Annotated in this window: 14 protein-coding genes; 11 read left to right on the top strand and 3 right to left on the bottom strand. The window is 36.0% G+C overall.

Annotated elements, in window-relative coordinates; all coding sequences use genetic code 11:
• Positions 1 to 64 precede the first annotated feature (64 nt).
• The 8 genes from FJR38_RS21295 (at position 65) to FJR38_RS21255 (ending at position 11,358) form a co-directional block, all read left to right on the top strand.
• Positions 65 to 1,513 (top strand): glycosyltransferase, encoded by a 1,449-nt coding sequence (locus tag FJR38_RS21295; RefSeq protein WP_168539243.1) that lies wholly within the window; start codon positions 65 to 67, stop codon positions 1,511 to 1,513.
• Positions 1,510 to 2,679, top strand: a complete 1,170-nt coding sequence (locus FJR38_RS21290; RefSeq protein WP_168539241.1) for a glycosyltransferase family 4 protein — start codon at positions 1,510 to 1,512, stop codon at positions 2,677 to 2,679. The genes FJR38_RS21295 and FJR38_RS21290 overlap by 4 nt, the downstream gene beginning before the upstream one ends.
• Before the next feature lie 655 nt (positions 2,680 to 3,334).
• Positions 3,335 to 4,468, top strand: coding sequence for a glycosyltransferase family 4 protein (locus tag FJR38_RS21285; RefSeq protein WP_371418262.1), 1,134 nt, complete (start codon positions 3,335 to 3,337; stop codon positions 4,466 to 4,468).
• Between the two features lie 1,288 nt (positions 4,469 to 5,756).
• Positions 5,757 to 6,746, top strand: coding sequence for a glycosyltransferase family 2 protein (locus FJR38_RS21275; RefSeq protein ID WP_168539325.1), 990 nt, complete (start codon positions 5,757 to 5,759; stop codon positions 6,744 to 6,746).
• A gap of 33 nt (positions 6,747 to 6,779) precedes the next feature.
• Complete coding sequence (locus tag FJR38_RS21270; protein WP_168539239.1) at positions 6,780 to 7,982, top strand: glycosyltransferase family 4 protein; 1,203 nt, start codon at positions 6,780 to 6,782, stop codon at positions 7,980 to 7,982.
• Positions 7,900 to 8,844, top strand: coding sequence for a glycosyltransferase family 2 protein (locus tag FJR38_RS21265; protein ID WP_168491743.1), 945 nt, complete (start codon positions 7,900 to 7,902; stop codon positions 8,842 to 8,844). The genes FJR38_RS21270 and FJR38_RS21265 overlap by 83 nt, the downstream gene beginning before the upstream one ends.
• Positions 8,845 to 8,890: 46 nt before the next feature.
• Positions 8,891 to 10,327: an O-antigen ligase family protein gene (locus FJR38_RS21260; RefSeq protein ID WP_168491745.1), complete on the top strand. Its 1,437-nt coding sequence runs from the start codon at positions 8,891 to 8,893 to the stop codon at positions 10,325 to 10,327.
• Between the two features lie 149 nt (positions 10,328 to 10,476).
• Positions 10,477 to 11,358: an aspartoacylase gene (locus FJR38_RS21255; RefSeq protein WP_168491747.1), complete on the top strand. Its 882-nt coding sequence runs from the start codon at positions 10,477 to 10,479 to the stop codon at positions 11,356 to 11,358.
• A gap of 502 nt (positions 11,359 to 11,860) precedes the next feature.
• Here the strand turns inward: FJR38_RS21255 and FJR38_RS21250 are convergent.
• Entirely contained in the window at positions 11,861 to 14,101 is a 2,241-nt protein-coding gene (locus FJR38_RS21250) for a hypothetical protein (RefSeq protein ID WP_168539237.1), read from the bottom strand.
• A 1,001-nt stretch (positions 14,102 to 15,102) separates the two neighbouring features.
• Between FJR38_RS21250 and FJR38_RS21245 the strand changes: the two genes are divergently transcribed.
• Both FJR38_RS21245 and FJR38_RS21240 read left to right on the top strand, forming a co-directional pair.
• Positions 15,103 to 16,272, top strand: a complete 1,170-nt coding sequence (locus tag FJR38_RS21245; protein ID WP_168491751.1) for a glycosyltransferase family 4 protein — start codon at positions 15,103 to 15,105, stop codon at positions 16,270 to 16,272.
• 22 nt (positions 16,273 to 16,294) lie between these two features.
• Positions 16,295 to 17,464, top strand: a complete 1,170-nt coding sequence (locus FJR38_RS21240; RefSeq protein ID WP_168539323.1) for a glycosyltransferase family 4 protein — start codon at positions 16,295 to 16,297, stop codon at positions 17,462 to 17,464.
• Positions 17,465 to 17,499: 35 nt separating this feature from the next.
• Here the strand turns inward: FJR38_RS21240 and FJR38_RS21235 are convergent, their stop codons facing one another.
• Positions 17,500 to 17,763 carry a hypothetical protein gene (locus FJR38_RS21235; protein WP_168539235.1) on the bottom strand — a complete coding sequence of 88 codons (264 nt, stop codon included), beginning with the start codon at positions 17,761 to 17,763 and terminating at the stop codon, positions 17,500 to 17,502.
• Positions 17,764 to 18,126: 363 nt separating this feature from the next.
• On the bottom strand, positions 18,127 to 19,755 hold the full coding sequence (locus FJR38_RS21230; protein ID WP_371418261.1) for a mechanosensitive ion channel family protein: 1,629 nt from the start codon (positions 19,753 to 19,755) through the stop codon (positions 18,127 to 18,129).
• Between the two features lie 353 nt (positions 19,756 to 20,108).
• On the opposite strand from FJR38_RS21230, the gene ahcY reads away from it, so the two are divergent.
• Positions 20,109 to 21,386: an adenosylhomocysteinase gene (gene ahcY, locus FJR38_RS21225; RefSeq protein ID WP_168539233.1), complete on the top strand. Its 1,278-nt coding sequence runs from the start codon at positions 20,109 to 20,111 to the stop codon at positions 21,384 to 21,386.
• Positions 21,387 to 21,405 lie beyond the last annotated feature (19 nt).

Genomic DNA, 21,405 nt, shown 5'->3' with positions numbered 1-21,405 from the left:
GGATTTCTAGATTGATTCTCAATCGCAATTTATAGATATTCACGAGTCAACAAATGTATGCAAAATGAATAATTCTTTGTGGAACTTTTTGCCATTGAGTTTTTCTAAAGTCAGAAAATCTGCCGATTCTCACAATAAATTGGCAGAAAAGTCACCCAATCAGCCAACACTTTTTTGTATAGCCTATGATTTACCACCCTTAAAAACACCAATTGCTCATAGGGCTAATAAACTATTAGGAGAATTTCAAAAAACTTGGCAGATTCATGTATTAACAGGTACAACTGGTGGTTATTTATCAGAAAAATCTCACATACATTATATCAAAAGTTTGTATCCTCAAACTTTAATTAAATGGTTAAATAAACTGAGATTGGAGAAAATAATAACATTATTGATTTGGCCAGATCCAGAAATATTTTGGTTTTTACCTGCACTATTGAAAGGCTATCAATTAATTAAGCAGCAAAAACCTGATGCTATTTTTGTGATTATGATGCCCTATTCTGCCGGGTTGGTGGGAATTGCACTTAAATTCCTCACAGGGTTGCCTTTGGTAATTAGTTTAGATGATTCACTTAGTTGTACTGATATGCACTCTAATGCAGTCAGTTGGTTACATCATCATCTTGAACGCTGGTTAGAAAACTTTTATGTCAGCCAAGCAAATGCGGTAGTTTATGTTTCTCAATTCAATTTAGATTTAGTTAAAAATCGTCAATCTGCATCTCAAAAATCCAAATTTAATCTAATTCGTTGTGGCGCAGATCCAGAGGATTTTACTACTCCTATTGAATTAAAAAATGATAACTCATATTTCGATATTGTTTATACAGGTGGGATGAATGGCTGGTATGAATTTTATCATCTTCCTTCCGAAAAAAATTTAGCTAAAAAACTTTATAAAGCCTGGCTAGAATGGGGATATTATCACCGCTCGAAACTTGATTATCGCAGTTCTAGTCCAGTTTTTGTTGGTAAAGCTATCAAAAAAGTCATCTCTCAAAACCCAGAATGGGAAAGCAAAATTAAACTTTCTGTGTATGGTAATAGTTTTCCAGAATTTGTAGTGAATCGGGTATTACACAATCAAAATATTGCAGATGTAGTCACTGTATTAGAGCCATTACCTCACTTCCAAGCTATTCAATTAGCTAGACAGGCAGATTTATTATTAATAACTTTACCTAATCGTCTAGACGGAACTCCAGGGGGCAGAATTTCCTGTAAAACCTATGAATATTTGATGACAGATAGACCCATTCTAGCAGCAGTTCCTCCAGGAGAGAATAGAGATTATTTACAAGATAAACCAGGTGTTTGGTTAGTTGAACCAACAGATATAGAAGCTATTATGCAAGTAATTTCTTATATTGCTCAAGCTAAATTTGCTGGTGATCCTCTCAGATTTAATCGCACTCATTTATATGCAGAACTGAGTTATAAAAATTTAGCTCAAAACTATTTACAAATATTCAATGATGTCTGTTTTAAATCAAACTTAAAATCATGAAAATTACATTAACTTGCAATACAAGTCTAGGTAAAGGAGGACAAGGAATTTGCTTAGAAAATGCAGCTTTAGCTTTAAGTGAAATTGGTGATTTAACTGTATTGTCTGCTGATTTAGAATCACCAAAAACTAATTTTCCTGTTTATTCAATGGGATATTCTCGTTGGAGTCAAAGATTGCTAAATACGCCATTTTTACGTCGTCGTCATGATTGGGCTGTATTAATGGGGGATTTATATTTTGATAAACAAGTAAGTAAAACTTTAAAATCTCAATTTTGCGATTTAATTATGGGGGTAGCAGGACAAACTAATTTAGGATTTAAAACAGCTAAAGCTACAGGTGCAAAAGCTTGGCTATATTGTTTAAATAACTATTTACCTTTTATGCAGTCACAAATTCACCAAGAATTAGAATTTATTGGTGATTCTACTGTAGCAAAAATGAATCCAAGAATGCTAGATCGTTTTGAAGGTGAATGTCAACAAGCAGATTTAATTGTAGTGCTTTCAGATGTTGCTAAAAAAACTTTTATTCAAGCTGGATATACATCAGAAAAAGTTGCGGTTCTCAGACCTTTTGTAGATACTAATAGATTTCATCCTGTGACGAAGGCTGATCAAGTTTTCCGCGTTTTATATGTAGGAACGATTGAACCAAGAAAAGGAGTTATTTATTTAGTTAATGCTTTTTTACAAGCTAATATTCCTAATTCCGAATTATTGATTGTGGGTGGAACTACAACTCGTGGATTGAAAATATTCATGGAAAAAACATTAAGTCAACATATAAATATTAAACAGGAATTTCGGGATTTTAGTCAGGATGATCCGACGGAGATATTTGGTAAATCGTCTGTTTTAGTTTTACCTTCTGTAGAAGATGGTTTTGGTTTAGTTGCATTAGAAGCAATGGCTTCTGGACTACCTGTAATTGTCACGTCTCAATGTGGTGCGGCTGATGTGGTAAATAATGGAGTAAATGGGTTTATTGTACCACCTAGAAATATAGAAGCTATAGCTGATAAATTGACATTTTTAGCGGAGAATAAAACGATTAGATCAGAGATGGGAACATTTGCCAGAACTACTGCTAAACAATTTAATTTAGAAAATTATCAACAACAATTGCGCCAAATCTTTGTGCAAGAAGGGTTATTAAAATAGCTTAGTAACTTTAAAAATATCTAATTAATTTTGTTGGCTAGGAATCTGTTCTGTTTTTAATAGGACTTACGCAAGATTGAACTCAAAACCTGATTCTTGCGTAGGGGTAATTCATGAATTACCCCTACTTCCGTTCTGTTTTGCGTAAGTCCTGTTTAATATATCAGGAAAGGACAGAGATATATTTCACAGGATGGTATATTTTTTATATTCTCTTATTAATAAGACTCTGGCTACATTGAAACAGGACTTACGCAAAATCATGAAGAAACGAAACGCAGAGGACAGGTCGAAATAAGAGTTTCAAAGAGTTATTGCGTAATTCCTATGAAAAAGTGAAGGTATTAATTAATCACTTGCTCTTAGTATCTGTTAACAAACTGATGTTAATTTATAGCAAATTGGAGATCAATGAGGTATAAAATCTAAATTGAAACATATACACAAAGCTAGTTTTACTTCTGACTCCTGTACGGGCGAAGCATTCGGGTGATAACTTATCGGTTTGTTCCCAAATTTATTTTCCGAATGCTTCGCCCCTACTTGGACAAAAATAGTCGAAAAAATAAAGCCTTAATTTCTAAGAACTTTAAACACAGTTTTTATTGTTTGATCATGGCGTAATTCTCATATTTTTATTTATCAGACTATTTTGATGATGGATAATACCGTAGTTCATGAAAAGAGGATACATCATTGCTCTAGTATTAGTCTTGAGGGTGGTGGTGGGTTAGAAACTTATATAACTTCTTTGATAAATTCACAAATTTATGAAGTTAGTAAAAATTTGATTACTTCTCTCAAGAATATGGATCAAAGTCAGTATAAATTACTGCATTTTCATGATCGAGAAATGTTGATGGAATGGAAGGAAGAATGTCCAGCCGTCTTTACATTACATAATCACTCTAGCTACTGTCCGAGTGGGACAAAATATTTAACAGATCGTCAAAAGCAGTGCGATCGCATGATGAACCCTCTAGGATGTACTTGGGGGCATTTAGTTGATGGTTGTGGTAGTCGTAGAATTCCCAACATTGCACAAAATTGGTGGAGTACGTACCATCCTTTTACAGTTCTCAAAAAACTAAGTATTCCTATTATTGCTAATAGTCACTATGTAAAAAAGCAAATTATTAAAAATGGTATATCACCTCACCGTGTAATTACATTACCCTGTGGTGTACAACAACCTAAAAATTACACAGAACCATTAACTAAAAATATTCATCAACAACAAAGAATTTTATTTGTTGGTCGAATTGTTCCTGATAAAGGAATTGAATGGTTGATTAAATGTTTAGCAAACACTGATCAGCGTATTTATCTGGATATTGCTGGTGACGGTTGGGCAAAATCTGATATGGAAAAATTAGTAGATCAAATGGGTTTGAGTCATCGGATTAAGTGGCATGGTTGGTGTCAAGGAGAAGCACTAGCACATCTTTATCACCAATGCTTTGCGGTGGTATTTCCTAGTCTTTGGCCTGAACCGGCTGGGCTAGTAACCCTAGAAGCTTATGCTCATTATCGTCCTGTTATTGCCAGTGCAGTCGGTGGTATTCCTGAATATGTAAAAGATGGTAAAACAGGTATTCTTGTATCACATAATCACATTTCTCAATTGTCTGATGCGATCGCTGAATTGGCTACAAATTATCAAAAAAGCCGACTTATGGGTGAACAAGGTCAGATTTTATTTCAGCAAGAATTTACGATTGAGGTTCATATTCAAAGATTAATGGCAATATATTCTCAAACTATCACTGATTTTGAATTTCAAAATTGAAATATTAAATATAACCAATAGAAAAACATCAATGTATCTTCCGTCTTGTGAGGGCAACGAGCAGACTATGCTAACAAAAATCAAATAGGAGTTCTAGATGATAAATAATCGTTTACCGAAAATTCCCCTCAAGATATATTTTTACTGTGACTCTCAAGAAAATATTCCTATAGGGGATAAATTTCAACATCTATTAATTTGTCTAGCTGAAGGTTTTCGAGAATTAGGAATATCGTTTTTTTCTAATGCTAATTATTGGCAAAATTCCTTAGAAACATCAGAATATCTGTTTCAATATCATGATCATGTGACACCTGATGATTGTTCTATTGTTATCCTTACCAATTATTGGTATCATACTCGTCAACAATTGCCAGAAAAATTATTTCATCCACAACGTCAATATATAACTATTTATTTGGATGGTGAGGATGATGATAAAACCTATACTAAAAGACCAGAATTTAAGCAATTTGACTTTATTTTCCGAACTCATCTGAATAGTAAATTAACTTATGGTGATAACTTTCATCCTTGGGCATTTGGACTGAGTAATCGCATTTTGCAAGAACTGAACACTATCCCAGATTTTGCTGATAGAAAAAAACAAATATTGGTAAATTTTCGACATTGGAAATCCGGACATTCTGTCAGAAATATTAGCTGTAGTCAACTTATTCCCCAGATTAAAGATATTCTCTCTATTAATGATGTAGTTGATGATCCTCGTCATCATCCTCAAGTAGGATATCATTATCTACAATATTTACAAACTGGTGGTAGACACTATCCAAATTATTATCAACGGCTGCAAGAATCTGTTGCTTGTACTTGCTTTGGTGGTTTTTTTGTACCTACTTGGCCTAATAATCCTGGTAACTTAGTTAATCGCATGATTAAACAATGTTTAGCCAAGTTAAACTTACAATCAAAAACAATTGTCCAATGGGATAGTTGGCGATTTTGGGAATCTTTAGCCGCAGGATGTGTTACCTTTCATGTGGATTTTGAAAAATATGGAATTTCTCTACCTGTAATGCCTGAAAATTGGCGACATTATATTGGTGTAGATTTGAATAATATCCAAGCCACAATAGATAGAATTGTAGAAAATCCCGAAGTTCTCGAATATATTGCTAAAGAAGGCAGAATTTGGGCTATGAAATATTATAGTCCTACACCTACTGCTTTACGTTTATTAGAAATAGTTTCCCAAGAACAAAAAAAATTCCCGATAGTTTGTTTTCTCCTGTTACTATCAATGCTAAAAATTAATGAGGTAGAATTTATGTCTATAAATATGAATTCACTAGAACCGCTGGTGAGTGTAATCATTCCTACCTATAATCGCCTAGAATATCTCAAACAAGCAATTACTAGCGCCATTCAACAAAAGTATCAAAATCTGGAAATTATTGTTTCTGATAATTGTAGTTCTGAAAATCCTCAAGCAATGGTTGAATCTTTTCAAGATTCACGCATTAAATTTTGGCGACATGAACAAAATATTGGGATGTTAGGTAATCAGTTTAATGCTTTTAAAATGGCACAGGGAAAATATGTTGCTAGTCTTCATGATGATGATATGTGGAATGAGGATTTTTTATCTAAACTTGTACCCCATTTAGAAACAAATCCCGATTTGATCTTAGCATTTTGTGACCAATATATTATAGATGGTGATAGTAAAATAAATCTTGCTGCTACTGAAAACAATACCCGTAGTTATAAGCGAGATCAAATTGTGGCTGGAGTTCATCAAAATTTTACTCAAATTGGCTTGATGGATAAAAGTATCCCCACTGCGGCTGCTTGTGTAATTCGCAATGGTGTCCTTGATTGGGATAGTATTCCTGCCGAAGTTGGGGGAATGTGGGATTTATATTTAACATATCTGTGTTGTGTTTCTGGCTATGGAATTTACTATGTTCCTGAAAAATTAACTAGATATCGGGAACATGAACAAACTGATACTCTGTTGAGTGGTAGTCGTAATACACAAGCAAAAATTCGTAAGGCTAAAAGTGAGATATTCTGTTATCAAATTTTTATGGCAGATAAAAATTTACAGGAATTTCATCAATACTTTAAAAAACAATGGTTAACAGCGAATACAACTTTAGGTATTGGTTTATTACGAGATCAACAAATCTCCGCAGCCCGTCCTTATTTTTGGCAGACTTTGAGCGAACAGAAGTTTAATTTACGCACTTTGGTAGCTCTGATTCTTAGTTTTACTCCCCGGATTTTGAGTAATAAAATTTTAAAGATTTCATAATCGGTAAATTCAATAAATTCAGGTAGGTGATGAGTGAGACTTTGTATTGTTACTCACAAAATTAAAAAAGGTGATGGTCAAGGAAGAGTTAATTATGAAGTTGCTCTAGAAGCAATTCGTCGGGGTTATCACTTAACGTTATTAGCTAGTGAAGTTACTCCAGAGTTAGCAGAAAATAGTGCAGTTGATTGGATTTCTATTCCCGTTTCTGGGTATCCAACGGAATTTATCCGCAATTTTATTTTTGCCAAAAAAAGCGGTGATTGGTTAAAGAAAAACCGTGATCATTTGGATTTAATTAAAGTCAATGGTGCGATTACGATGGGTGCAGCAGATGTGAATGCTGTGCATTTTGTGCATAATTCATGGTGGCGATCGCCTGTGCATATTTCCCGCACCCGTAAAGATTTGTATGGGTTCTATCAATGGTTATTTACTGCGGCTAATGCTTATTGGGAAAACCAGGCTTTTCAGCAAGCAAAAATTCTAATTGCTGTCTCTGAAAAAGTAGCTCAAGAATTAGTAAATATTGGTATTTCCCGCCAGAAAATTCGCGTCATTGTCAATGGTGTAGATTTACAAGAATTTTCCCCTGGTGTCTCTGATCGTACTGCTTTGGGATTACCTGAAAATGTAACTTTGGCTTTATTTGCTGGCGATATTCGCATTCCTCGCAAGAATTTAGACACTGTACTTCAGGCTTTAGTAAAAGTTCCTGAACTACATTTAGCAGTTGTGGGAGATACAAAAGACAGCCCGTATCCCGCAATGGCAAAGATGCTGAATATTAGTGAAAGAGTGCATTTTTTAGGTTATCGCCATGATATGCCACAAATTCAACGGGCATCAGATTTATTTGTGTTTCCTTCCCGCTATGAACCCTTTGGATTGGTAGTGATTGAAGCAATGGCTTCCGGGTTGCCAGTAATTACCGCGACTACTACCGGTGCAGCAGATTTACTTAATCCTGATTGTGGCATTGTTTTATCCGACTGTGACGATGTTGATGCTTTAGCCGATGCCATGAAGTTGTTGAATAGCGATCGCTCATTGCGGCAAAAAATGGGTCAAGTCGCCCGTACTGTCGCTGAACAACATAGCTGGTCAACAATGGCACAAACCTATTTAGATATATTTGAGGAGTTAATTACCCATGAGAAACACAGTTCTCATCCCCACCTATCGTCGTCCGCAAGATTTAGCCCGCTGTCTGAAAGCCCTGCAACAGCAAACTAAATCAGTTGATCAGGCGATCATCGTTGTCAGAGATACAGACACAGAAACCCAGGAGTTCCTTGACCAATTTCCGTACTATCTCCTACCCCTCAAAATTGTCACTGTTACCCAGCCGGGAGTCGTAGCCGCCCTCAATGCCGGACTAGCCCAAGTACAAGGAGACATTGTTTCCATCACTGATGACGATGCTGCCCCCCATCCTGATTGGTTAGCGAAAATTAACTCTCACTTCAGCGTCAATGGTGCTATTGGCGGCGTTGGTGGCCGTGATTGGGTTTATCAAGGAGACAAGCTAGAAGCTGGTTCTCGTTCCATAGTGGGCAAATTGCAATGGTGTGGGCGTGTGATTGGCAACCATCATTTAGGAGTAGGCGCACCCCGTGAAGTTGATGTTCTCAAAGGTGTGAATATGAGTTTTCGGACTCAAGCGATCGGTAAATTGCGATTTGATGATAGAATGCGGGGTACAGGCGCACAAGTACATTTTGAAATGTCCTTTACTCTCACTCTCAAAAGAGCCGGATGGAAAATGATCTATGATCCCAGCATTGCTGTAGATCACTATCCAGCCCAACGTTTTGATGAAGATCAACGCCACAATTTTAATGACATCGCCTTAATTAATTTAGTCCACAACGAAACCTTAGTTTTATTAGAACATCTTTCTCCTTTCCGTCGCATTGTCTTTTTATGCTGGTCGGTTTTAGTAGGAACAAGAGAAAGTTTAGGAATATGTCAATGGCTGCGACTTTTTCCCAAACAAGGAGAATTAGTAACTAAAAAACTGCAAGCATCTTTACAGGGTAGATGGTTAGGATATCAACAATATAAACAAATGGAAAAACACCATCTGAGCTATTAATGCAGATTTAGTTAGGTTCAGTTTTTTAGCCAATATCGAAATTAAAGTGATTTCTAAACCGATACTTTTCAACACTGTTTTAAAAGAACAATTTTCGCCCCAAGATCGATCTGCTCAAAGTTGGATCATTATCCTTGGCTTTATCTTTTTAACAACAGCTTGCTACTTTACCAGTACAGCCAGTTTACGCTTCGTTTTTCCCGCAATGACATTTTTAGTCGCCATATTTTTATATTTGCGACATCCCATTCACTATATCGGCTTTACCTGGTGGGTGTGGTTTCTCACTCCTTTAATTACTCGTTTGGTTGACTATAAAATTGGCTGGGACCCTACCAGACAAATGTTAATTGCTCCCTATTTAGTGGTATTTATCACTATAATCACCTTCTTTAAACATCTACCTAGCACGTTTCGTCAAGGTGGACTGCCATTTGTTTTGGGTTTTATAGGGGTTTGTTATGGGTGTTTAGTGGGTTTAGTTTATAATCAACCAGTAGCAGTAATTCGCAGTTTTTTAGATTGGCTAAGTCCCATAATTTTTGCTTTTCACCTCTTCTCTAATTGGCGAGATTACCCTAGCTATCGCCAGAACATTCAACGCATCTTTATTTGGGGTGTATTCATCCTTGGTGCTTACGGTATTTATCAATTTGTTGTTGCTCCTGAATGGGATCAATATTGGTTACTGCAATCGAAAATGTTTACCAGTGCTGGAAAACCTGTACCTTTTGGAATGCGGGTTTGGAGTACATTACATTCACCTGGTCCATTTGCTACTGTGATGCAAGCTGGGTTGCTATTATTATTTACTAGTTCCGGTCCTTTCATCTTTCCGGCTTCTGCTGTGGGTTATTTGTCGTTTTTACTCACCCAAGTCCGTAGTAGTTGGGGTGGTTGGTTGTTAGGAACAATTATGATTTTTGGTTCTGTAAAACCGCGCATTCAAATGCGGTTAATTACCATAATTTTAATGATGACAATCTGTGTTGTCCCCTTGGTAAATATTGAACCTATTTCTAAAGTGATTACGACTCGCTTAGAAACTTTTTCTAACTTGGAAAAAGATGGTAGCTTTAAGGATAGATCCGCAACTTATGATCGCAACCTCAATTTAGCTCTTTCTAATGTAATTGGTAATGGTTTTGGCAATATTTGGAAGGTGAATGAAAAAACTGGACAAATAGAGGTAATTGTAATTGATAGCGGTATTTTAGATATGTTTTTCACTTTGGGTTGGATAGGTGCAATTCCCTATCTTGGTGGATTAATATTGATAGTTATTAGTGTTAGTAATTACGCCGAAGGACGTTTTGATAGTTTTCTCAGTGCTGCTCGCGCTATTGGTCTGAGTTGTTGCGCTCAGTTAATTATTTATAGCGGGATGTTGAGTATAGCCGGGATGATTCTTTGGGGATTTTTGGCGATCGCTATGGCCGGACATAAATACTATAGTAGGCAACAGGTGACAAGTGACAGGTAATAGTCCTCCTGAATCCTGCTATATAGCTAAACCATAATAACCCTGACTTTTTCGTGAAGTCGGGGTTCTGCGGCTGGGAATTTTTATAAATCAAATGGAAGTGCTATAGGCTGATAGAATGTTCTCACTTTGATAGCAAAGAGGTATGTATGAATAAAATTAACTCCTTGGCCATTGTGGGAGGAAATCACGGCAACGAATTAACAGGAATTTATTTGGTCAAAAAGTTTCAGCAATATCCCAATTTAATTTACAGACAAAGTTTTGAAACTCTATCATTACTTGGTAATCCTCAAGCTATTATTGCCCGCACAAGATATATTGAGAAAGACTTGAATCGCTGCTTTATTGAATCTGAATCTCTAGATACAAAAACATCAAGCTACGAAGAATTAAGAGCCAAAGAAATTCAAGCCATACTACACCCACCAAACCAGAAAATTGTAGATGTAATTATTGATTTACATACGACTACTGCCAACATGGGATTATGTATTATTCTGGGTAGTGACCATCCCGTATTACTTGGATTAGCGGCTGATTTAAGTGCAATTAATCCTCTAGTAAAAGTTTATCTCCATCCACAACCCAAAGGCAGTGGTTTTCTCCGTTCCTTGAGTGAATTAGGTTTTGCTCTGGAAGTTGGTGCTGTACCCCAAGGAATTTTAAATGCTGAATTATTTCAACAAACTGAACAGCTTATTTATGCTATTTTAGATTATTTTGAAGCATATAACCAAGGTAAAAATTTGCCAAAAAATCAGATTATGACAGTTTATCAATCCATGGGAATAATTGATTATCCTAGAAATACAGAAGGAGAAATTCAAGCTATGGTACACCCCGAACTTCAGTTTAGGGATTATGAACCATTGCATCCTGGTGATCCTATGTTTCTAACTTTTGCAGGTAAAGAAATTTTATATCAAGGAAATTCTACTGTCTATCCCATTTTTATTAATGAAGCCGCTTATTATGAAAAAGGAATTGCTATGCACATTAGTAAAAAAGAGTTAATTCAGATTAGCTAATCTAGCATTTCTCACAAATAAGTAGGTGGGAAAACTTATACAGCACTTCCCTCTGTTATGAGGTACAGTTTTTTATTGTCAAACCCGTAGGGGCGGGGTTTCCCCGCCTTCCATTGTATTTCATTAGAGCGGGAAGTGCTGTAACTATGTCATTGCGAGTGGAACGGAGTGGAACGCAGCAATCCCAATAGTTTTGGGTAATTTACAGTTCGTTACATAGTTGGGTTGATTAGCATCTACCTACTTAATCTAGCATTTCTCACAAATACAGCCGATTGTAGATCAATGAAGTACAGAATCTAAATTGAACCCTATCCTGTAGGGGCGAAGCATTCGGACGATAAATTATCGGTTTTTCCCAAGTTTATTTTCCGAATGCTTCGCCCTTACACCAAATACTTCACCCTTACAATTCTTGATTGAAACATTTTTTAGTAGAGACATTCCAGCGGAAAGTCTCTACAGAAGTCAGGAAGAAGAACAACAATCTCGAACTTTCAAATTACCCATTAAATCTATAAATAAGCACCTTCCCTTTCCAATTTTCCTCTACAAATACAAGATATTCACCATTAGCACGGCGAAAACCACGGATACCATAGGGAATATCAACCCAGCCACTTTCCTTCCCTACTTCTGGTCCTGGAGTCATCTTTCTCACCAATTCTCCTGTTGCAGATTTATAAACATATACCTCTGCCGTTTTTACAGTCACTGCAAATACATAATCACCAGCTATACTCATGGCTGCGGTAGAAACTTGCCCCTTACCTGTAGTGTCATAGGGAACTACAGTTCGCCATTTGGGAGTGCGATTTCCTTTACTCCAATTATCAAACCGAGCAATTTCCGATCCTATAACTTTGGCATCATCAGCAAATGCAGGATGTTCCATCGTAAAACCTGACAAATACATAATATCTGTTTCTGGAAAATACTCAATCCGTCGCAAGTCTTTAAAAATGCTAGGAGTCTGGATTTTCTGCATCGAACTATAGTTATAAATCGGGTTTCCTTTAGCATCTATTCCCTGCAAAGGATAACGACGAATACCATCTTGAGTTCGCAAAGTCTTCCAAACATCACCTTTACTATCTACCCACCAACCACCCATATAGGGATAATCTTGGCTGCTGTCATACTCATTTTTTTCAAATCCACCATTCCCATTAATATCGCGCCAAATCCATTCTCCTTTTGTCGGTTGAGAAGGTGGCCAATTTCCCGAAATAGCTTGTTCACCTTTATCATTAGTACCCACAAACATCCCCGCCGGAATCGCAATTTTACCGTCTGTATTTGGTTGAAAACGATAAATTTGTAAAAAGCTGCCAAACATATCTGTCAGGAATAAAAAAGGTTTTCCCTGAATACGCCGCATCCAAGTACCATCAGGTGATGTATGCAAACGTGGATCTTGAGGATATTTAAAAGGATTAACTGTGTAAGCTTTATAAGTCCAATCTTTACCAGGTGGCTTACTATAGTCCATCACATATTCTTCTTGTTTTGTGAATAGATGAACACCATCTGTTTTGGGATCAGTATCGGCATTATCTACAAATATTAATCCTAGTAATTGCCATTGTATTTGTCCTGACGGGGAAAATTTTCTTAAATCTGTTCCTGATCTATTGAAACCATTATTGTTTATATAAAGATTACCTGTGGCATCTGCACCGACTCCGGTAATCCCATAGAGTTTTGAATTTTTTACTTCTCCTGGTACACCACTAAAAATACCGTTTTTATCGCCAAATGTATCAACGCGAACTGGCTGATTATTAATATTATAAATCAGCACTTGTTGACTAACACCATTTTCTCCTATTAACAGCCGACCTCGATTATCAATAGCTAATGCTGATGGTTCGTCAATATCTATAATTTGTTGGGGTAATTTCTTTCCTGTCTGAGAATAATTAACAACTTTTCCAGGAGTGCTACCTTTTTTCTTTTGAATAATCCATAACCCACCTTTTTTATCAATGGTGATATTTCCTGGATTGGTAACAGAAAAACTAGTTATTTCCTCCATTGTTTCGGTATTATAAACCCGAACCATATTTTCATTAGCATTGCTAACAAATAGTTGATTATCTATCGTTGCTAATCCAGTCACTGCATTACTTTTGCTGGTAATTAACATACTTTTATCCCAGCCATTACCTTTACCAAAAGGGGCAGGTTTCCCTTTTAAGTCATAGCGTCTAACACAGTACCATGTCTGACCTTTGGGAGGATAATCTTGTTTGGTTTTATCTAGTCCTCCTTGAGACATAGCCAAGTAAATATATTTGTTATTTACTGTTATGGCTTTACCACCTAACCGATACCAACCATGAGTATCTTCAAGGACAAAAATTGGTTTACCATCTTTATATACTCCTGCTTCACTACCAGCTTCATCCCAAATACTATTTGTATAAATTGTCCCGTCATCTTTAACATACATTCCTTCTATGTTGTTTTGTACTCGCAATTTACCATTGCCAATAGTATTACCCAACCAAGAAGTTATATAGGTAACTTCAGAAGTTTTAGTTTTAGCTATTTTAGGTGTTTTAGTTGTAGCAAAATCCATGGCCATTCCAGCAAATGTCACCATAAGACCACAAGTAACACCAAGTAAAATGTTGAATATTATTTTTTTGTGCCAATATTTCCTGTTAACCAAACTATTAATATATTGATATATTTTATGGCAAGTTTTCCTAATATGCGTAAAAAATGTATTGTTCATGACAATTTTTCTGTAGTTTGATAAACAGTTGAATTTCCAGTGAATTATCTATTAAAACTAGGTCATACCAATTTTATGCGAGGCTGCACAAAGTCCATTAATTCATCCGCGTTTATCTGCGTTCATCTGCGGTCAATTATTCTTGAAATCTGATCTTATGCAGCTTCATCTTAATTTGGGATAAGACCGTAAAAATCCGGAAGAAACAATGGATAACTATTAAATAGTATTGATGCGCTCGATATCTTATTAAACCAACCATGCAGTTTCTAAAATGTATCCCATAAACTAGCAAATAAATCCAACTAGGAAGATAATTTCATCAAAACTTTATTAATTAAATATCCTCTTCAAAAAAAGAAATTATACTCAATACATGAATACTGATTATCTCTAGATATAATTGTTATTGCTCACTTCATAAGTATTAGCAACATTTCATACATTTTTATTAATAAAAATAATTCTTTTTTGATAGACAATTCTTGTTAGGCTATGCCACAAATATCAAACTGTTTGTTTAGAATTCAGTATAATATTTACAGGTAGTAATTTTTCTTAGTTCACAAAGAACTCTTGCTGAAAGAATATTGACACTTGAAAATTAATTGTTTATAAATAAGTTTGCTATCTTCTATCTGCTCTATATTAGACATTTCCCACAAAATCTAAAGATGTTCTCTAGCAAGTCTTGACAAGGTTTGTGGATAAGAAATATTTAATTTCTGGAGATGTCTATGAGTATCTTTTATAAACACAGACTATTTCCTAGATGAATATATTTTTTTGCTATATATTTCATATTTAGACTGGTTTTAATCTTGAGTGCTGTATTAGAAGATCATGCTGAAATGAGTTATTTGGGTAGGGGCAAATCAGGAATATAGAAATTATACATTATTGGTGAACAATAATATCCCTGACTTTTTCTAGAAGTCAGATATCCGATGCTGGCAGTCAAATAGGATTACTAAATTATATCTATAAGAGGAGATAATTAAGTGGAAAGTAAAGATACAAAATTGGATTCAGCATCTGCATCTATTCTAACTTTGGGTACAGGTTGGTTTCCGAAAACTCCCGGAGGATTAGAACGGTATGTTTATGAACTCACTCATAAATTAGCAACACATAAAGACCAAGTAGAATTATGTGGAGTTGGTTTACCTACAGATAATAAACATATACCCATAAAGTTAACTAATCTAGCTTTTCCAGATACCAAGATTAGTTCTAGACTGTGGTCAATTCGCAATAACTTTAAGAAAACAAGATTAGGTAAACCTGATGCAATTAATCTACATTTTGCATTATATAGTTTTCCAATTTTAGATATTTTACCTAAAGGAGTACCAATTACCTTTAATTTCCATGGACCTTGGGCTGCGGAAAGTCAGGAAGAAGTAATTAATCAGAAATTGAGTATTTGGTTAAAAAAGCAGCTAATAGAACAAAGCACTTATAATCGGTGCGATCGCTTCATTGTTCTTAGTAAAGCTTTTGGTCAGATTTTGCATCAAAAATACCAAATTCCCTGGCAGAAAATTCACATTATTCCCGGTGGAGTTGATATTGATCATTTTCAAAATCATCTATCACGTCATGATGCTAGAACCAAACTAGGCTGGCCGACTAATCGGCCTATACTATTTACTTCCCGTCGCTTAGTTCATCGGATGGGAATTGATAAGTTATTACAAGCGATCGCTATAATTAAACCAGGAATTCCTGATATCTGGTTAGCTATAGCCGGTCGTGGTCATATTCAACCTTTACTTCAACAACAAGTTAGAGAATTAGGTTTAGAAAATAATGTGCAGTTTTTAGGTTTTTTACCTGATGAACACTTACCTCTAGCTTATCAATCGGCTGATTTAACTGTCATGCCAAGTCAATCTTTTGAAGGGTTTGGATTAGCAATTATTGAATCGTTGGCTTGTGGAACTCCGGTTTTATGTACACCAGTTGGCGGTATGCCAGAAATTTTACAAGCATTTTCTCCAGATTTAATTACTGAATCTATTAGTATTGAAAGTATTGCTGATAAATTAGCGCAAATTCTATTAGGTAAACTGCTTTTACCTTCTAGAGAAGAATGTCGTGATTACACAATCAAAAATTTTGATTGGACTAATATTGCTCAAAAAGTCCGTCATGTCCTTTTAGCTTAATGTTATAAATCAATATAAGATGATGAAAATTCTATTTTTAGATCAAAGTGGTAAACTGGGTGGGGCTGAGTTGTGTTTAGTAGATATTGCTAAACCTTATGGAAAAAATGCTCTTGTCGGTTTATTTGCAGATGGTGATTTTAGAAAGTTACTTGAAGAAAATAAAATTCCTGTAGATATTTTGACTAATCAAGTAATTAAGGTGAGAAAAAATAGCAGTTTTTTCCAAGCATTAGGTAGTTTAAAACAACTCACTCCTCTTATTTTTAAGGTGGTTCAACGCGCTCAAAATTATGATTTAATTTATGCTAATACTCAAAAAGCTTTAGTGGTGGGTGCTTTAGCAAGTTTTTTATCGCGTCGTCCTTTGGTTTATCATTTACATGATATTCTTTCTACAGAACATTTTAGCCAAACTAATTTACGGGTTGCTGTTACTTTAATTAATCGTTTTGCATCTTTAGTAATTGCTAATTCTCAAGCGAGTAAAATAGCATTTTTACAAGCTGGAGGAAAACCAAATTTAATCGAAGTTGTTTATAATGGATTTGATCCTCAAAATTATCTCACTAATGAATTAGATACTCAAAAATTAAGACAAAATTTAGGGTTAGAAGATAAATTTATTATTGGACATTTTAGTCGTCTTTCACAGTGGAAAGGACAGCATATTTTAATTGATGCGCTTGACAAATGCCCCCAGAATGTGGTAGCTATTTTAGTAGGTGATGCACTTTTTGGTGAACATGAATATGTCAAATATCTACACCAAAAAGTTATAAAATTAGGACTAGAAAACCGAGTCAAGTTTTTAGGATTTCGTACAGATATTCCCCAATTAATGACAATGTGTGATTTAGTTGCACATACATCAATTGCCCCAGAACCTTTTGGTAGAGTTATTGTTGAAGGTATGCTTTGCGGAAAACCTGTTATTGCTGCTAATTCTGGGGGGGCAATGGAATTAGTAGAAGATGGCATTAATGGTTTTTTAGTTACACCAGAAGAACCTCAAGAATTAGCCCAAGTAATTAATAATTGTGTCCAAGAATCTGCTAAAATAGCAAATATTGCTAATAATGCCAGAATTACTGCTAGTGAACGTTTTGATGTGAAGACTATTAATCAGCAAATTCAACAATTGCTAAAATCATTAGTAATTGATAATAAACATCTCCAAAAAAGAATGTAGAAACGTTCCATGGAACGCCTCTACAAGGATTCTGTTTAAGCTGCTTCCCGCAGTTTGGTTGATACAGATACTTCGGGAAAGGGTAGGGAAAGTTGTTCTACTGGTGATGTTGCCGCTTGTTCTAATACTGTGACTTCAATATTTACACTGATTAAATAATTACCTGTATCTGCACCTACAGCTTCAGAAACTAATTTAGCTATATCTGGACGTTTTGCAGTTAAAGGATCACGGATAATACAACGATCCCATTCATGCTTGGCGGTGGGGTTAAGACTGAGAATATAATGCTTCATCATAGGTATAGTCCTTAAAATCCATCTTCTATAAGTCTTTCCAGGTTTGAAGACTATTTTTATAGTATAGTACAAATTTACTAAAATGGGAAGAAAACAATCGAAATTCCCCCCTAATCAGAGAAGCAGCCTGATATATAAAGGCATAAAAAAGCAGATACGGCTTATAAACCGCATCTACAGATTTTGTTTTGGAAAGCAAAGAGGGTTAATTAAGATTTATACCAATTTTAGGTGAGGCTACATAGAATCATCAAATCCATTAATTCATCCGTGTTTATCTGCGGTTAATTATTATTAAAATCTCTAATTCTATGCAGCTTGATCTGAATTTGGTATTAGGTCATTAAAGATGCCTGATAGTGTTTAACTTTCTGGTGCTGCAATTGATGGAAATTCTGAGTAATTAGACAACTGTGCATCATTAATCCAAATGGCTTGTTGCGGGACGGGAATGGAAACTCCGACGCTATCGAATGCAACTTTTAAGCGGCGACGATATTCTCTAGCGACATCCCATTGTTTAAGAGGTTGGGTTTTAATCCAGACGCGAATCATCATCCCGCGATCGCTAAAATTGTCAATTCCTAAAATACTCGGTTTTTCAATGATTTGTTTTTTCCATAGTGGATCTTGATTCATATCCCAAGCCACATTTTCGATTAATTTCAAAGCCTCATCAATGTTAGCTTGGTAAGAAATGGGAATAGTTAAATCAGCCCGTGACCAACGACTAGAGAGATTAGCAACTACTTTAATTTCACTATTCGGAATTGTAATTAAACGTCCTTCCGCATCTCGAACTTGAGTCATTCGCAAATTGAGGTTTTCTACCAATCCTCCCACATCTCCTACAGTAATCACATCACCAAGGGCATATTGATCTTCTAAAATAATTAAAAAGCCGTTAATAGCATCTTTAATTAGACTTTGAGAAGCCAAAGATACAGCTACACCAATTAAACTAGCACCTGCTAATAAAGGAACTATATCTATACCTAATGAAATCAAAGCGAATAAAATACCAATTCCCATCCAAATGAGAGTGGTAATGCTTTTCGTTACTCCTGAAAATGTGGAAACTCGCAATTGCATCCGTTCAGAAGTTTCTGAATTTAATAAAGCACCACCGCTAATTAAAGTCGTAGTAAACTTGTCAATTAGAGCATAACTAAAACGAATTGCTACGTAAGTTACTAAGAGTACAATTCCTACTTTAACAGGAATTTTAGCAACTGCAAGCAGCCCCATTTGTAATGCTCGCGTGTAGGGAAATAAACCCAAAATTATAAAAGTGCCACTTCCCCAAATACCTGTTTGTGTTAATTGCAATAACCTTTTTTTAACTTCTGCTAAATGCTGATATTGCTGTTGATTTAGTTGATTTGTAATCGGTTTTTCTGTATCTTCATCTGAAGAAATTGGTTCTATTGAATCTTTTCGAGAACGACATTGCCAGCTATATATCAATAAACTTGATAAAATCATTACCAAAGCTAGAATACCTGCTATTCTACCTTGATTTAGTAAAGATGAAGTTTGGCGTTCTTCCTTAGCTGTTTCCAACTCTTTTTGCAAATCACCAGCAATTTGATTAGCCATTGTTAAAGAGTCTACCTGACGTAATCTAGCATCTTCAGAATTAACTGTCATCAGGTATTTGTCATTCACATAAATTACTGGCAAATCGTTAACTTTACGAATCTGCACATTAAGTTCTTGCGCTGATGAATAAAAGTAATCTCGGTTAATTTGCTGTAAATTCCGGTGGATATTTTGTAACCTTTCGGAAATATCATTTTTTGAGGCTGCAATCTGAAATAAAGGACGACCGTCTAAATAAATCCATTCGGAAACTGTTGAATTTTCAGAAGCATTACTCACACTGCTAGGAGTTTGTAAGTAGGGTAAAAGAGGAATCTGGGCTGTAGCTTTTGGAACAGAGACAACGGTAACAGCCATTGAAACTACAATTGCCAAAAATTTTAAACGCACTCAAAAACCTCCTTGAGTAAAAACTATTTTTGGGTACTCATAGAGTTATTATCAACACACAGATTATATTATCTACCTTTGGTCAAATCTCCCTTAAATGACCTTTCTTTCTATCTAAAGATAGGTAAAATATGTTGATAGCCATGAATAGCCCATCTGTTCATAATACTAATAGCAGATATTAGGAAAAAATGACAACTTAGATAAAAATGGTGATCAGTAAAGCTGGTTTTTTGCTGTTGCAGCCTACCTGATTCGGTAATTACAGCGAAAATTTGCCACTTGTGAGAAAATCTTGTTACAGTACGTGAAGGTTTCTTGACCTTTTTTCGTTTTTTAAAGGATAATTTTTCATGACCGCAACAACTCCCAGATTAAAGCACGAGGTTAAAGACCTCGCCCTCGCTCCCTTGGGAAGACAACGCATTGAATGGGCTGGAAGAGAAATGCCCGTATTGAAGCAAATCCGCGATCGCTTTGAGAAAGAAAAGCCTTTTGCTGGATTACGCATTTCAGCTTGCGCCCACGTCACCACAGAAACTGCACATTTAGCGATCGCTCTGAAAGCCGGTGGTGCTGATGCAGTTTTAATTGCTAGTAACCCTTTATCAACTCAAGATGACGTAGCTGCAAGTCTTGTAGCTGATCATGAAATTTCCGTATTTGCTCAAAAAGGCGAAGATGCCGCTACCTATAGCCGTCACGTCCAAATAGCCTTAGATCATCGCCCCAACATCATTGTTGATGACGGTAGCGACGTGGTAGCAGAATTGGTTCAACATCGTCAAAACCAAATCGCTGATTTAATTGGTAGCACCGAAGAAACCACTACAGGTATCGTGCGGTTACGCGCCATGTTTAAAGAAGGGGTTCTCACCTTCCCGGCGATGAACGTCAACGACGCAGACACCAAGCATTTCTTTGATAATCGCTATGGTACAGGTCAATCTACCTTAGACGGGATTATCCGCGCTACAAATATTTTGTTAGCTGGTAAGACTGTTGTGGTTGTCGGTTATGGCTGGTGTGGTAAGGGTACAGCCCTCCGCGCCCGTGGGATGGGTGCAAACGTCATCGTTACCGAAATTGACCATATCAAGGCTATTGAAGCCGTTATGGATGGTTTCCGCGTCCTCCCAATGGCGGAAGCAGCGCCTTACGGTGATATCTTCATTACTGTGACAGGTAACAAGCACGTCGTTCGCGGTGAACACTTCGATGTGATGAAAGACGGTGCAATTGTTTGTAACTCTGGTCACTTTGATTTGGAACTTGATTTGAAATACTTAGCTGCTAATGCTAAGGAAATCAAGGATGTCCGTCCTTTCACTGAAGAGTATAAATTGACAAATGGTAAATCCGTTGTTGTTCTCGGACAAGGACGTTTGATTAATTTGGCTGCTGCTGAAGGACACCCCAGCGCAGTTATGGATATGAGTTTTGCTAACCAAGCTTTGGCTGTTGAATACCTGGTGAAGAATAAGGGTAGTTTAGCTGCTGGTTTGCATTCTATTCCTAGAGAAGTAGATGAAGAAATTGCTCGTTTGAAGTTGCAAGCTATGGGTATTTTCATTGATAGTTTGACAGCAGATCAAATTGACTATACCAATTCTTGGCAGTCTGGAACGTAAGTCATTAATTAGTTGATTT

The sequence above is a fragment of the Anabaena sp. UHCC 0253 genome (assembly GCF_009712085.1).
Lineage (GTDB): Bacteria > Cyanobacteriota > Cyanobacteriia > Cyanobacteriales > Nostocaceae > Dolichospermum.
Note: the sequence above shows the minus strand (reverse complement) of the source record. Positions and strands in the feature narration are given on the sequence as shown.

Bases quoted from the DNA above. Each gene is read 5' to 3' on its own strand.
- FJR38_RS21295 (WP_168539243.1), top strand. From the start codon at position 65: ATGAATAATTCTTTGTGGAACTTTTTGCCATTGAGTTTTTCTAAAGTC.
- FJR38_RS21290 (WP_168539241.1), top strand. From the start codon at position 1,510: ATGAAAATTACATTAACTTGCAATACAAGTCTAGGTAAAGGAGGACAA.
- FJR38_RS21285 (WP_371418262.1), top strand. From the start codon at position 3,335: ATGATGGATAATACCGTAGTTCATGAAAAGAGGATACATCATTGCTCT.
- FJR38_RS21275 (WP_168539325.1), top strand. From the start codon at position 5,757: ATGTCTATAAATATGAATTCACTAGAACCGCTGGTGAGTGTAATCATT.
- FJR38_RS21265 (WP_168491743.1), top strand. From the start codon at position 7,900: ATGAGAAACACAGTTCTCATCCCCACCTATCGTCGTCCGCAAGATTTA.
- FJR38_RS21255 (WP_168491747.1), top strand. From the start codon at position 10,477: ATGAATAAAATTAACTCCTTGGCCATTGTGGGAGGAAATCACGGCAAC.
- FJR38_RS21250 (WP_168539237.1), bottom strand. From the start codon at position 14,101: ATGAACAATACATTTTTTACGCATATTAGGAAAACTTGCCATAAAATA.
- FJR38_RS21240 (WP_168539323.1), top strand. From the start codon at position 16,295: ATGAAAATTCTATTTTTAGATCAAAGTGGTAAACTGGGTGGGGCTGAG.
- FJR38_RS21235 (WP_168539235.1), bottom strand. From the start codon at position 17,763: ATGATGAAGCATTATATTCTCAGTCTTAACCCCACCGCCAAGCATGAA.
- ahcY (WP_168539233.1), top strand. From the start codon at position 20,109: ATGACCGCAACAACTCCCAGATTAAAGCACGAGGTTAAAGACCTCGCC.